The organism is Kitasatospora sp. CMC57 (assembly GCF_045866025.2).
Classification (GTDB): Bacteria; Actinomycetota; Actinomycetes; order Streptomycetales; family Streptomycetaceae; genus Kitasatospora.
This window is the reverse complement of sequence record NZ_AP035881.2, coordinates 5,946,516-5,958,286: the sequence shown is the minus strand read 5'-3', so window position 1 is coordinate 5,958,286 and position 11,771 is coordinate 5,946,516. Positions and strand designations below refer to the sequence as shown.

The window sequence follows — 11,771 nt, the reverse complement described above, 5'->3', positions numbered from 1 at the left end:
TCAGGGGAGCTCGTCGGCGAGCGCGGCCACGAAGGCGGTGAGCTCAGCCCGGGCGACCGGGTCTGCCACCGCCTCCGGCAGCGCCTGCCGCGCCAGTTCGATGTGCTCCACGATCCGCTGCTCCAGCCAGCTCCGGCCGCCGCACTCCTCGATCAGCGCGGCGACCCGGGCGAGCTGTTCGGGCGTGGGTTCGTCGGTCCCGGCGTAGAACGCGGCCAGCTCGTCCCGGGCGGGCCCGGTGGCTTGCAGGGCGACCGCGACGAAACACCTGGCCTTACGCCGCCGCAGGTCGGCGAGCGAGTCCTCCAGCGACTCCCGTGAGGTGCCCCAGACACCCTCCCAGTCGTCGAAGAAGGCCATCGCCATCCCGGCGTGGTAGCCGAACCGCTCCGCCGACGCCACCTCGCTCTCGCTCGCGCCGCGCACGAGTGCACCGACCATGGCGACACCGGCGGTGGGGAACGCGATGGTGTTCTCCAGCAGGTCGAGCGACTCCTGCAGCGCGGGCCGGGAACTGCCCTCCGCGTGCAGGTCGCGGATCTGACCGGAGCAGCACTCCCGGATGGCGAAGGCGGCCCGCCGGCTCAGCTCGACCGCGGCCCGGGGAGTCTCCTCCCTGGCCAGCAGCTCGAAGGCCAGGCAGTGCAGCGCGACCCCGACCTGGATCGCGGCGGCCACACCGAAGGCGTTCCACAGCGTCGGGCGCCCCTTGCGGAGCATCTCCCGGTCCTGGATGTCGTCATGCACCGTACCGGCGGCGGACATCAGCGTGGCGGCCACGGCGGCGTTGCGTACGCCGTCCCAGGCCTCCCGGGTGCTGCCCGCGCAGAGCAGCGCCATCAGGCCGGGCCGCCGCCGGAAGCCCACCGGAGTGGAAGGCCGGCCGTCGGCGTCGATCCAGCCGAAGTGGTACTCCGCCATCCGCCGGACGGGCTGGCTGAGCATGGCGGTCGCCGCGAGCAGCGCGGGCTCCAGGTAGGCGATCACCTCCTCGGTGATCTGCTGTGACGTACGTTCGGTCTCCATCGCGGCCTCCGTCTGCACTCCGGTCCTGTGGTCGCTGAGCAGCAGCCGACTTCCGTGCCTCCTCAGCCTGACCACACTCCGTCCCCGTCCGGGACGCCGCCCACTCCCCCGTTCACCCGTACGGCACGGGTGGCGATCACCCGCTGACCAGGGCTCCGTCCGAACGGTTGGACCGGGCCTGTGCTGGGCAGCCGCCGGGTACGTCCTGGTCAGGTCCCGACCGCCGGGACGGCCAGCTGAGGCCGGGACGACGGACGGTGCGCCATGGGACACCCTGATGCGACGGACCGCGGCAGCCGGAGTACCGGCATGGAGCGGATCGACGACCTGGCTCTGCTCACCGCACTCGCCACCGGCGACGTCGATGTCTACCTGCGCTACTCGGCGGGCCCGGGCACCGACGGCGGGAGCAGCCTCGACTCCATGATCAGGACTCAGGCGCCGCGGACCCTCACCAGTCTCGGGTGAGGGTCCGCGGCGCCTGAGTGTGGCAGGCGAAGGTCGGCTCAGGGCAGGAGGACTCGCTCCTGGGCACGATCACCAGCTCGGGCACCGCACTTCGAAGCGGACCTCGTCCCGTCGCACGGTCACGTGCGAGCGCAGCACGGTGGTCAGGCCGAAGGAGCCGTTGTCGCGGGCGTAGCTGTCGGAGCCGATCCGGAACAGCCCGAGGTCCAGCAGGCGCACGGCGCAGGCCAGCACCCGTTCGCGGGGGGCACCGCGTCCGGCGAGGTCGCGTTCGACGGCGGCCCGCAGGGCTGGGAGACAGGCGGAGACCTCCAGCACGTGGTCGTGCTTGGCCTGCTCGCGCTCGGCCCGGAAGGCCGGGTGGTAGAGGTACTGGCGGCGGCCGGCCATGTCCGTCCCCTGGAGGTGGCCGTTCGGGTACGGGCACAGCCAGACCTCCGTCCAGGCCGGTGGGACGGCCAGGGCGCGCAGGCGGGCCAGTTCCCCGGGGTCGGTGATCGGTGAGCCGTCCGGGCCGAAGTACCGGAACCCCTGGCCGTACTTCCTGCGCCGGAGGCCCGGGCGGTGGGGGTCACTGGTTCTGAGGCGCATCGTGGCTCCCGTGGGTATTCGCTCCTCGGACTGATTGGCCGCGCGCGAGCGGGGCAGGCGTCGGGGCGGGAGTGGAGGTCCTGCTTCCGGAACGTCCCGAGGAGGACAGATGAGCATGGTCAAGGAGTCGATCGACGTCGACGTCCCGCTGCACACCGCCTACAACCAGTGGACGCAGTTCGAGGAGTTCCCGAAGTTCATGGAGGGTGTCGAGGAGGTCCGGCAGCTCACCGACCGGCGCACCCACTGGCGGACCAGCATTGCCGGTGCCGAGCGTGAGTTCGACGCCGAGATCGTGGACCAGCTGCCCGACGAGCGCGTCTCCTGGCGCACTGTCGACGGCGAGGTCCGGCAGATGGGGACGGTCACCTTCCAGTCCATCGACGCCGACCACACCAGGATCAGCCTGGCGATGGACTTCCAGCCGGAGGGCATGGCGGAGAAGGCGGGCGACATGCTGGGCGTGCTCGACCGAAGGGTGAAGGGTGACCTCAAGCGGTTCAAGGGGTTCATCGAGGAGCGGGGCCGTGAGACGGGCGGCTGGCGTGGCCGCATCTCCCCGGCCTGACCGCCACCCGCGGGCGCGGTGCGTGTACGTCACGCACCGCGCCCGCCCGTGTGCCGCGTACGTCACGCACCGCGCTCACCGAGACCCGGCGGGGAACAGCACCCGCCGGGTCTCGGTGAGCCGCATCAGGCGGTCCACCTGACGGCTGACCGTCCGCACCGTAAAGGTCCGGCCCAGGCGCAGCGACTCCGCCCGGATCCTGAGCAGCACGTGCAGGGCCGCGCTGTCACAGAACGCGACCCGCCCGAGGTCGAGCCGGAGGCCGCCGGGGCAGCCCGAGAGGGTACGCCGCAGGGCGGCGTCGAGCGCCTGCGCACAGTCCTGGTCGAGCTCGCCGTCGATCGCGACGGTGCCGATGCCGAGCGCCGGGTCCGGCGGGGCCAGCAGGCGCAGCGTGGTCGCCGGAGCGATCCGTTGAACGGCTGTCATCGGCCGCCGCAGCCCCGGGCCGGACCGGTGGGAGAGCTGCTCGAATGGGGACATGGTCGTCGCTCCCTCGCGCGAGCTGGTCGCAGTGGAACTCTGCATCGATCGTGTACCACGCCACCATACACGTCAAGGAATTAGCGAATTATTTTTCCGGCATCCGGGATGGCGAATCCCCGCCCGTAGGTGGGTCCTCGTCCGGCTCGTCCGTCAGCCGCTCGCGCAGGCCGCTCAGAGTGCCCGCCAGCAGGCGGGACACGTGCATCTGCGAGACCCCGATCTGTTCGGCGATCTCGGCCTGGGTGCAGTCACCCCAGAACCGCAGCGCGAGCACCCTCCGTTCCCGCGCCGGGAGCTCCTGGAGCAGCGGCCGGACCGCCTCCCTGAACTCCGTCAGGTCGTACTCCCCGTCACAGACGCCCAGCCGGTCGAACAGCGCGCTGCCGTTGGGGTCGTCCCGGTCCTGCCGCAGCGCGTCCAGGGAGTTGGCCCGGTACGCCCGGCCCACCCCGAGCCCGGCCACCACCTGCTCGGGGTCGAGCCCGAGCTCCTCGGCGATCTCCTCAGAGGTGGGCAGCCGGCCGAGCGTCTGCTCCATCCGGTCGGAGCACCGGGCCACCCGCAGGTACAGCTCCTGCAGACTCCGCGGCACCCGCAGCGGCCAGCTGGTGTCCCGGAAGAACCGTTTGATCTCGCCGGTGATGGTCGGGATCGCGTAGGTGGCGAACTCCACGCCGCGTCGGTGGTCGTACCCGTCCACGGCCTTGATCAGGCCGACCGTGCCGACCTGGAGGATGTCGTCCAGCTCCGCGGGGCCGCGCCGGAAACCGGCCGCGGCGAACCGCACCAGCGGCATGTTGAGTTCGATGATGGTGCCGCGCACGTAGCTGTAGGCGGCCGACTCGCGCTCCAGACCCGCCAGCCGCTCGAAGAGCGCGTCGCTGAGGGCGCGGGCCTCGGTCTTGCCCATCGCCCGCATCTCCCGCCGGCTGGGCCGGTGGAACTCCTCGGGCAGGAGCGTGGTGCTGTCGGAAGTAGCCACTGTGGTCATCTCCCTGGACGTCCCGCGCAGCTGCGCCCGGCCAAAGAACCCACCGACCGATGGGCGATGCGGGATCAAGTGGTTGGAGACCGTCGTGCCCGGCTTCTTCAGGCTGCGGTACCCGGGCACTTAAGGCGTGCCCTTAGGGTCGGCGACTCGACGGCCGCCGGATCGGAGCAGGGCGAATACCCGGAATGCTCCACTCCGGTTAACTCCCCGGAACGTCCTCCCGTTAAACCGCGCACTTGGGGCAGACGCGGGTCAGAGCCCTGGAGGTAGCCCATGTCCACCGACGCCATCGTCCTCCTCAGGGAGGACCACAAGGGGATCCGCCGCCTGTTCCGCGCGTTCGAGGCCGCCGGCCCCGACGCCAAGGCGACCAGGCACAATCTCGTCGACAAGATCGTGGAGGCGCTGACCGTTCACACCTACCTCGAGAACGAGGTCATGTACCCCCGGGTCCGGCAGCTGCTCCCCGAGCTGGAGAGCGAGATCCTGGAGTCCTACGAGGAGCACCACGTCGCGGACGTGCTCTGCACCGAGCTGGACGGGATGGGCCCGGACGACGAACGCTTCGACGCCAAGGCCACCGTGCTGATCGAGTCGGTCGGCCACCACATCGAGGAGGAGGAGAGCGACTGGTTTCCCCGGGTCCGGGCCGGCCTGGGCCGTAAGGAGCTGCAGGAGATCGGCGCCAGGATGATCGAGGTCCGGGCCACCGCACCCCGCCGCCCCCACCAGCCCGGAGCCATCCGGAAGGCCGCGGACGCCATCTTCAGTTGACCTCGGACAGGGCGACGCCCGGCCGCCGACCGGCGCGGCCGGGCGTTTCCTTCCCCCCGCACCCGGGCAGCCGCCCCACATGGACCACTCACGCGCACCCGTGCTGGAAGCGCTCGCCGCCTACCACCAGGAGGGCCGCCTCCCGTTCACCCCGCCCGGCCACAAGCAGGGCCGGGGCGCCGATCCACGCGTCCGGGAGGCGCTCGGCGACCCGCTGTTCCGGGCCGACATGCTCGCCACCGCCGGGCTGGACGACCGCCGCTCCTCGCAGCACATCCTGCTGGACGCCGAGGCGCTGATGGCCGACGCGGTCCACGCCGACCACACCTTCTTCTCCACCTGCGGCAGCTCCCTCTCGGTGAAGGCCGCGATGCTCGCGGTGGCCGGTCCCGGTGAGCAGCTGCTGATCGGCCGGGACATCCACAAGTCGGTGGTGTCGGGCCTGATCCTGGCGGGCATCCACCCGGTCTGGGCCGGAGTGGGATCCGGAACTCCACTTCAGCAACCCGCCGTCCCCGCACGCGTACGCCAAGGCGTTCGCCGAGCACCCGGAGGCCCGTGGAGCCCTGATCACCAGCCCCACCCCGTACGGCGGCTGCGCCGGTCTGGCCGGGGTGGCCGAGGTCTGCCACCAGCACGACCGGCCGCTGATCGTGGACGAGGCGTGGGGAGCGCACCTGCCGTTCCACCCCGACCTGCCCGCCTGGGCGATGGACGCGGGCGCCGACATCTGTGTGACCTCGGTGCACAAGATGGGCTCGGGCCTGGAGCAGAGCTCCGTGTTCCACCTCCAGGGCGACCGGATCACCGTGCCGGCCCTCAAGGCCACGGCGGACCTGCTCGGCACCACGAGCCCCTCCGTCCTGGTGTACGCCGCCCTCGACGGCTGGCGTCGGCAGATGGTCCAGCAAGGCCGCGAGATCTACGACCACACCCTCCGCCTGGCCATGACGACCCGTCAGCGGATCGACCTGATCCCGGGCCTGCGACTGTACGGCCGCCGCGAGTTCTGCGCGATGCGCCGGGCCGCCGACTTCGACCCGCTACAGCTGGTGATCGACCTCTCGGAGCTGCAGACCGACGGCTACCAGGCGGCCGACTGGCTGCGCACCCACCAGCGGATGGACATGCACATGCCGGACCACCGCAGGATCAGCGCCCAGCTCACCCACGCCGACGACCGCTCCACGGTGAACGCACTGGTCGACGCCCTGCACAACCTGGTGGACCACGTCGGCGAACTCCGCCCCGCCGCCGAGGTGGACGTCCCCGATCCGGCCGAGCTCCGGCTCGAACAGGCCGGCTCGCCCCGGGACGCGTTCTTCGGCCCCTCCGAGGCGGTGCCCGCCGACCGGGCCGCCGGTCGGGTGGCGGCCGAGATGCTCACCCCCTACCCGCCGGGCATCCCGGCGGTGATGCCCGGCGAACGGCTCGACCGGCCGGTGATCGACTACCTCCGTACCGGCCTCGCGGCCGGCATGGTGATCCCGGATGCCACCGACCCGAGCCTCGACACCTTCCTGGTGACCGCCGACTGACCGTCCGGCGCGGTCCCTGCCCGAGGTTTGCCCCGGCCCGCCGGGGAAACACAAGAGACGTCGCCGAAGGGAGGACCCCGTGAACCACGTCGGCTTCCGCCGGCCCCCGGGGAACCGGCGGCCGGCCAGGACGCCACCGACCCCGGCCAGGACGTCCTGGAGGCCACCAAACAGGTCGCCCACCTGCTGAAGGCCCAGGACCGCAGCTTCGCCCTGGCGGGCGGGGTGGCGGCGTACGCGCACGGGGTGCCCCGGCGTTCCCCGCACGACACCGACTTCTGTGTGCTGCGGGAGGACGTCGACGCCATCACCGAGACCCTGACCTCGGCGGGTCTGCGGGTCTGGCGCCCGCCCGAGGACTGGCTGGTCAAGGCCGAGTACCACGGCTGCACGATCGACCTGATCTTCTCCCTCTCGGACCGACCCGTCGGTAAGGAGATGCTCGAGCGGGCGGAGATGATGCCCATCGACTCGGTGTGGATGCCCGTGCTGTCGGCCACCGACCTGATCGGCAGTCAGCTCCGCGCGCTCTCCGAACACCACTGCGACTACGGTGCCCTGCTGCCCATCGCCCGCACCCTGCGCGAGCGGGTGGACTGGGCCGAGGTGCGGCGCCAGGCGGACGGCCGGCCGATGGCCGTGGCGTTCCTGTACCTGCTGGAACTGCTCGACGTGATCCGCCCGACCGGAGAGGACGCCCCCCGATGACCGCCTCCTTGGAACCCGAGTACCGGCTCGCCCGGCTGCAACAACGGCTGGCCGCAGGCGAGATCGCCGAACTCGGCATCCGGGCCGAGTTCCGCGCCGGCACCGTCCTGATCAAGGCGAGCGTCCCGACTGCGGACTGCCGGGAGCGGCTGCTCACCGCCGTCGCCGAAGAGCTGGGCGGCGTCCCGGTGCACCTCGACATCGCCGTGACCGACCACAGCGCCCCGGTGGGCGCGGAGGACATCCGATGACCACCACCGCACCCGACCGGGCCGCGCGGATCGCGGCCGTCGGCGACATCCACCTCGGCCCCGACAGTGCCGGACTGCTGCGGCCTGTGTTCGAGTCGCTCGGCGACCGGGCCGACGTCCTGCTGCTGGCCGGGGACCTGACCCGGCACGGCACGGTGGAGGAGGCCCGGGTGGTGGCCGAGGAGTTGGCGGGCCTACCGGTCCCGGTGGTCGCGGTGCTCGGCAACCACGACCACCACGCGGGCCACCCGGAGGAGGTGTCGGCCGTCCTGCGCGAGGGCGGCGTCGCCGTCCTGGAGGGCGACTCGACCCGGGTCCAGGCCGGCCCGCACCTGCTCGGGGTCGCGGGCACCAAGGGATTCGGCGGCGGCTTCGCGGGCCGCTGCGGCAGCGAGTTCGGCGAGCAGGAGATGAAGGACTTCATCCGCTACTCGCGCTCGCTGGCCGACGGCCTCCGCGGCGCCCTCGAAGAACTCGCCGACTGCGACCTGCGGGTGGCCCTGACCCACTTCTCCCCCGTGCCCGACACCCTGGCGGGCGAGCCGCCCGAGATCCACCCGTTCCTCGGCAGCTACCTCCTCGCCGAGGCGATCGACACCGCCGGCGCCGACCTGGCCGTGCACGGGCACGCCCATGCGGGCACCGAACGGGGCCTGACCAGCGGCGGCGTGCACGTCCGCAACGTGGCCCAGCCGGTCATCCGGCACGCCTACGCGCTGTACGAACTGCACCCGGCTCCCTGAGCCCCGGTCCGCGCATGGGCCCGCGCTCGCGGGGCAGACGCACGATCCGACCAGAACGAGGGGAGGTACGGAAAGATGGCCCAGCTCAGCGTGCCCCTGATCCAGGGCTTCGACGACCAGCTGCTGATACCCGCGGTCCAGGTCACCGCCCTGCTGCGGGGCCTCGGAGAGCAGATGATCGGCTGGACGGCGGAGAACCCCGCCCTCGACCCGCCCACCGTGGGCGTGCTCGCCACCGTCCTACAGGAGGTCGCCGACCAGATCGACGTGGAGTGCATCGACATCGGCACCCCCTGACCTGGACCGGATAGGGTCCGGACGGGCTGGGTAGACGCGCCGCATGAAGGCACTGACATGGCACGGAAGAAGAGACGTACGGATCGACACGGTGCCGGATCCGCTGATCAAGGAGCCGGACGACGTGATCGTCCGGATCACCTCGACCGGGCTCTGCGGATCGGATCTGCACCTGTACGAGATCCTGGGAGCGTTCCTGGACCGGGGTGACATCCTCGGGCACGAGCCGATGGGAACAGTGCTGGAGACCGGCCCCGCAGTGTCGGCGCTCCAGCCGGGCGACCGGGTGGTGGTGCCGTTCAACGTCTCGTGCGGGACCTGTCACACCTGTTCGCTCGGGCTGCACTCGCAGTGCGAGACCACCCAGGTGAAGGAGTACGGCAGCGGAGCCGCACTCTTCGGCTACACCAAGCTCTACGGCCAAGTACCCGGCGGGCAGGCCGAGTTGCTCAGGGTCCCGTTCGGCGACACACTGCCCGTCAAGGTACCGCACGGGCCGCCCGACGACCGCTTCATCTACCTCTCCGACGTGCTGCCGACCGCCTGGCAGGCTGTCGACTACGCGGCCGTCCCCGAGGGCGGCAGCCTGGTGGTGCTCGGTCTCGGTCCGATCGGCGACATGTGCACCCGGATCGCGGCCCACCTGGGCGTCGGCACCGTCATCGGGGTGGACCTGGTGCCGGAGCGACTGGTGCGCGCGGCCGCCCACGGCGTCCAGGTCCTCGACCTCGACCGGCACGGCGGCGATCTCGTCCAAGCGGTCCGCGAACTGACCGACGGACGCGGGCCGCACTCCGTCATCGACGCCGTGGGCATGGAGGCGCACGGCTCCCCGGCCGCCGCCGTCGCGCAGCGGGCCACCGCGCTGATCCCGGACGCGCTCGCCGCGCGGTTCATGCAGCGGGTCGGACTCGACCGCCTGCACGCCCTCCACCTCGCCATCGACCTGGTCCGCCGGGGCGGAACGGTCTCACTCGCAGGCGTCTACGGCGGGATGACCGACCCGCTCCCGCTGCTCACCATGTTCGACAAGCAGATCACCCTACGGATGGGCCAGGCCAACGTGCACCGCTGGGTGGACACCATCCTGCCGCTGCTGACCGACGAGGACCCGCTCGGCGTCGACACCTTCGCCACCCACCACCTGCCGCTGGACGAGGCGCCGGAGGCGTACGCGATGTTCCAGGAGAAGCGGGACGGCGCGGTCAAGGTGCTCTTCCAGCCCTGACGCCTGTCCTGACGTCGTCCGGCCCTGACGTCGGATCAGCCGCCCGTCAGCTCCGCCATGTCACCCACTCTCGTCGCCCTCGTCACTCCGCCGGGAACCGACCACGATGGTACGAGAGAACCCGCCCCCGGGCCGATGGACCTGCGGCTCGTGCGTGGGCCGGTCCGCAGCGGGCACACGCTGCGGGGAGGCCGGCCGTACCCCCGTCCGCTGGAGGCCCGCATGGCAGTCCAACCGAACCGCTCGCACGGCGGCCGTGACGAGACCGAGGAGGAGCGGGCCGATCGCCGATGGGCCGAGCTGCTCCAGGAGGTTCGGATCGCCCAGACCGGCGCGCAGATCATGTTCGGCTTCCTGCTGACGATGGCCTTCACCCCTCGGTTCACCACCCTCGACCACCTCGAACACACCCTGTACGTCACGGTGGTGACGCTCGGCGCGTTCGCCGTCGGCACCCTGATCGCCCCGGTCTCCTACCACCGGCTGCTGGCCGGGGCGCACGTCAAGCCGCGGATGGTCAACGCCGTCGCCCGCCTGGTCGCGCTCGGCCTGGTCCTGCTCGCCGTGACGATCTCGGCGGCGCTGCTCCTGCTGCTGCGGGTGGCCGGCCTGGTCTGGGGTTCGTGGGTGATCGCCGGGTGCGTCCTGCTCTGGTTCGGGTTCTGCTGGGTCCTCCTGCCCATCGCCGTCCTGCGCCGCTCCAAGAAGTGACTCCGTTCCGATCCCCGACTGTGCTGCGAGGTACGCCATGACGTCGTTCGGTTACTTCCTCTCCTGCGAGGAGTTCACTCCGGCGGAACTGCTCGAGCAGGCCCGGCTGGCCCGCCAGGCTGGCTTCACGCATCTCGCGATCTCCGACCACTACCACCCGTGGAACGACGCCCAGGGCAACAGCCCGTTCGTCTGGTCGATGATCGGCGCGCTCTCCCAGGTGAGCGACCTCCCGGTGACCACCCTGGTGACCTGCCCGACCGTCCGGCTGCACCCGGCGGTGACCGCGCAGGCGGCGGCCACCTCCAGCGTGCTGACCTCCGGCCGGTTCCGGCTCGGGGTCGGCACCGGCGAGGCGCTGAACGAGCACATCCTGGGCGACGCCTGGCCGCGCTTCGGCGTCCGGGCGGAGATGCTCGCCGAGGCGGTGGAGGTGATGCGGAAGCTGTTCGGCGGCGGCACGACCAGTCACCACGGCCAGCACTACACCGTCGAGAACGCTCGGCTGTACAACCCGCCGACCGGTGAACTGCCGATCTACGTGTCCGGGTTCGGCCCGAAGTCGGCCCAGCTCGCGGCCCGCATCGGCGACGGCTTCGTGACCATGGGCCCGCAGCCCGAGCTGGTGCGCCAGTTCCGGGTGGCAGGCGGCGAGGGCAAGCCCGTCCTCGGCGGCATCAAGGTGTGCTGGGACCACGACCGGGACCAGGCGGTCAAGACCGTCCACCGACTGTGGCCCAACGAGTTGCTGCCGGGCGAGCTGGCCCAGGTGCTCCCCACCCCACGGCACTTCGAGCAGGCGAGCGGGCTGGTCACCGAGCAGATGGTGGCCGACACGGTGGCGTGTGGCGACGACGTCGACGAGCACCTGGCCGCCCTCCGGCCCTTCGTCGAGGCGCGCTTCGACGAGGTCTACGTCGGCCAGATCGGGCCGAACCAGCGCGGGTTCTTCGAGTTCTACGGCCGCGAGGTGCTGCCCCGCCTGACGGGCTGACCCGGGGTTGCCGGGGCGGCGCCCGGGGCACACGCGGCCCCGGGGCCAGGAGGCCGTCATGACCACGATCCGGCGTTACGCCGTCACCCTCCCCGGGACTCCGGGCACCCACGCCCCGCCCCCGGGTGGTCCGGGTCCACGCGACCGGCAGGCGGGGCCCGGGCGGCCGCGTGGTGTACGCCGACGAGTCCGGCAGCTTCCTCCTCTACATCAGCGCCGACGGCATCGCCGAGCCGCTCTCCGACAGCCCGGGCCCCCACGGCACCGGACCCCTGCACGCCGTACCGCTCCCGTGGGAGGGGGCCGCAGGCACTCACCGGGCGGGGCCGGGCCCGTTAGCGCCGGGTGGCAGCGGGCAGACGAACCGACGGGATCGACGACGAAGGGAATGAGGATC

General features: G+C 71.7%; 15 protein-coding genes and 1 pseudogene. 12 read left to right on the top strand and 4 right to left on the bottom strand.

Annotated features, from left to right (window positions below):
* The gene (locus ACKUU6_RS26705) at window positions 1-1,026 is read right to left on the bottom strand and encodes a polyprenyl synthetase family protein (protein WP_407991117.1); all 1,026 of its coding nucleotides are present in this window, start codon (window positions 1,024-1,026) and stop codon (window positions 1-3) included.
* A gap of 309 nt (window positions 1,027-1,335) precedes the next feature.
* On the opposite strand from ACKUU6_RS26705, the gene ACKUU6_RS26700 reads away from it, so the two are divergent.
* The gene (locus ACKUU6_RS26700) at window positions 1,336-1,494 is read left to right on the top strand and encodes a hypothetical protein (protein ID WP_407991116.1); all 159 of its coding nucleotides are present in this window, start codon (window positions 1,336-1,338) and stop codon (window positions 1,492-1,494) included.
* Window positions 1,495-1,563: 69 nt separating this feature from the next.
* Here the strand turns inward: ACKUU6_RS26700 and ACKUU6_RS26695 are convergent, their stop codons facing one another.
* Window positions 1,564-2,085, bottom strand: coding sequence for a hypothetical protein (locus ACKUU6_RS26695; RefSeq protein WP_407991115.1), 522 nt, complete (start codon window positions 2,083-2,085; stop codon window positions 1,564-1,566).
* Window positions 2,086-2,194: 109 nt separating this feature from the next.
* On the opposite strand from ACKUU6_RS26695, the gene ACKUU6_RS26690 reads away from it, so the two are divergent.
* On the top strand, window positions 2,195-2,653 hold the full coding sequence (locus ACKUU6_RS26690) for an SRPBCC family protein (protein WP_407991114.1): 459 nt from the start codon (window positions 2,195-2,197) through the stop codon (window positions 2,651-2,653).
* A gap of 75 nt (window positions 2,654-2,728) precedes the next feature.
* On the opposite strand, the gene ACKUU6_RS26685 is transcribed toward ACKUU6_RS26690, so the two are convergent.
* Together ACKUU6_RS26685 and ACKUU6_RS26680 are read right to left on the bottom strand one after the other, a co-directional pair.
* On the bottom strand, window positions 2,729-3,136 hold the full coding sequence (locus ACKUU6_RS26685) for an STAS domain-containing protein (RefSeq protein WP_407991113.1): 408 nt from the start codon (window positions 3,134-3,136) through the stop codon (window positions 2,729-2,731).
* 88 nt (window positions 3,137-3,224) lie between these two features.
* Entirely contained in the window at window positions 3,225-4,130 is a 906-nt protein-coding gene (locus ACKUU6_RS26680; RefSeq protein WP_407991112.1) for a SigB/SigF/SigG family RNA polymerase sigma factor, read from the bottom strand.
* A gap of 273 nt (window positions 4,131-4,403) precedes the next feature.
* On the opposite strand from ACKUU6_RS26680, the gene ACKUU6_RS26675 reads away from it, so the two are divergent.
* The 10 genes and pseudogenes from ACKUU6_RS26675 (at window position 4,404) to ACKUU6_RS26630 (ending at window position 11,766) form a co-directional block, all read left to right on the top strand.
* On the top strand, window positions 4,404-4,904 hold the full coding sequence (locus ACKUU6_RS26675; RefSeq protein WP_407991111.1) for a hemerythrin domain-containing protein: 501 nt from the start codon (window positions 4,404-4,406) through the stop codon (window positions 4,902-4,904).
* Window positions 4,905-4,983: 79 nt separating this feature from the next.
* A pseudogene (locus tag ACKUU6_RS26670) lies at window positions 4,984-6,442 on the top strand (aminotransferase class I/II-fold pyridoxal phosphate-dependent enzyme).
* 27 nt (window positions 6,443-6,469) lie between these two features.
* Window positions 6,470-7,150 (top strand): nucleotidyltransferase family protein, encoded by a 681-nt coding sequence (locus tag ACKUU6_RS26665; protein WP_407991110.1) that lies wholly within the window; start codon window positions 6,470-6,472, stop codon window positions 7,148-7,150.
* The gene (locus ACKUU6_RS26660) at window positions 7,147-7,401 is read left to right on the top strand and encodes a hypothetical protein (RefSeq protein ID WP_407991109.1); all 255 of its coding nucleotides are present in this window, start codon (window positions 7,147-7,149) and stop codon (window positions 7,399-7,401) included. The genes ACKUU6_RS26665 and ACKUU6_RS26660 overlap by 4 nt, the downstream gene beginning before the upstream one ends.
* A complete protein-coding gene (locus ACKUU6_RS26655; RefSeq protein WP_407991108.1) occupies window positions 7,398-8,144 on the top strand; it encodes a metallophosphoesterase family protein in 747 nt (248 codons plus the stop codon). The genes ACKUU6_RS26660 and ACKUU6_RS26655 overlap by 4 nt, the downstream gene beginning before the upstream one ends.
* 75 nt (window positions 8,145-8,219) lie before the next feature.
* Window positions 8,220-8,441 (top strand): hypothetical protein, encoded by a 222-nt coding sequence (locus ACKUU6_RS26650; protein WP_407991107.1) that lies wholly within the window; start codon window positions 8,220-8,222, stop codon window positions 8,439-8,441.
* Between the two features lie 43 nt (window positions 8,442-8,484).
* Window positions 8,485-9,669, top strand: coding sequence for an alcohol dehydrogenase catalytic domain-containing protein (locus tag ACKUU6_RS26645; protein ID WP_407991106.1), 1,185 nt, complete (start codon window positions 8,485-8,487; stop codon window positions 9,667-9,669).
* Between the two features lie 222 nt (window positions 9,670-9,891).
* The gene (locus ACKUU6_RS26640; protein ID WP_407991105.1) at window positions 9,892-10,380 is read left to right on the top strand and encodes a DUF6328 family protein; all 489 of its coding nucleotides are present in this window, start codon (window positions 9,892-9,894) and stop codon (window positions 10,378-10,380) included.
* Between the two features lie 37 nt (window positions 10,381-10,417).
* Window positions 10,418-11,374 carry an LLM class F420-dependent oxidoreductase gene (locus ACKUU6_RS26635; RefSeq protein WP_407991104.1) on the top strand — a complete coding sequence of 319 codons (957 nt, stop codon included), beginning with the start codon at window positions 10,418-10,420 and terminating at the stop codon, window positions 11,372-11,374.
* A gap of 125 nt (window positions 11,375-11,499) precedes the next feature.
* Window positions 11,500-11,766, top strand: a complete 267-nt coding sequence (locus tag ACKUU6_RS26630; protein ID WP_407991103.1) for a DUF6296 family protein — start codon at window positions 11,500-11,502, stop codon at window positions 11,764-11,766.
* Window positions 11,767-11,771 lie beyond the last annotated feature (5 nt).

Excerpts from the sequence above, each read along its gene's own strand:
- ACKUU6_RS26705 (WP_407991117.1), bottom strand. The coding sequence starts at position 1,026 with ATGGAGACCGAACGTACGTCACAGCAGATCACCGAGGAGGTGATCGCC.
- ACKUU6_RS26700 (WP_407991116.1), top strand. The coding sequence starts at position 1,336 with ATGGAGCGGATCGACGACCTGGCTCTGCTCACCGCACTCGCCACCGGC.
- ACKUU6_RS26695 (WP_407991115.1), bottom strand. The coding sequence starts at position 2,085 with ATGCGCCTCAGAACCAGTGACCCCCACCGCCCGGGCCTCCGGCGCAGG.
- ACKUU6_RS26690 (WP_407991114.1), top strand. The coding sequence starts at position 2,195 with ATGAGCATGGTCAAGGAGTCGATCGACGTCGACGTCCCGCTGCACACC.
- ACKUU6_RS26685 (WP_407991113.1), bottom strand. The coding sequence starts at position 3,136 with ATGTCCCCATTCGAGCAGCTCTCCCACCGGTCCGGCCCGGGGCTGCGG.
- ACKUU6_RS26680 (WP_407991112.1), bottom strand. The coding sequence starts at position 4,130 with ATGACCACAGTGGCTACTTCCGACAGCACCACGCTCCTGCCCGAGGAG.
- ACKUU6_RS26675 (WP_407991111.1), top strand. The coding sequence starts at position 4,404 with ATGTCCACCGACGCCATCGTCCTCCTCAGGGAGGACCACAAGGGGATC.
- ACKUU6_RS26660 (WP_407991109.1), top strand. The coding sequence starts at position 7,147 with ATGACCGCCTCCTTGGAACCCGAGTACCGGCTCGCCCGGCTGCAACAA.
- ACKUU6_RS26655 (WP_407991108.1), top strand. The coding sequence starts at position 7,398 with ATGACCACCACCGCACCCGACCGGGCCGCGCGGATCGCGGCCGTCGGC.
- ACKUU6_RS26650 (WP_407991107.1), top strand. The coding sequence starts at position 8,220 with ATGGCCCAGCTCAGCGTGCCCCTGATCCAGGGCTTCGACGACCAGCTG.
- ACKUU6_RS26645 (WP_407991106.1), top strand. The coding sequence starts at position 8,485 with ATGAAGGCACTGACATGGCACGGAAGAAGAGACGTACGGATCGACACG.
- ACKUU6_RS26640 (WP_407991105.1), top strand. The coding sequence starts at position 9,892 with ATGGCAGTCCAACCGAACCGCTCGCACGGCGGCCGTGACGAGACCGAG.
- ACKUU6_RS26635 (WP_407991104.1), top strand. The coding sequence starts at position 10,418 with ATGACGTCGTTCGGTTACTTCCTCTCCTGCGAGGAGTTCACTCCGGCG.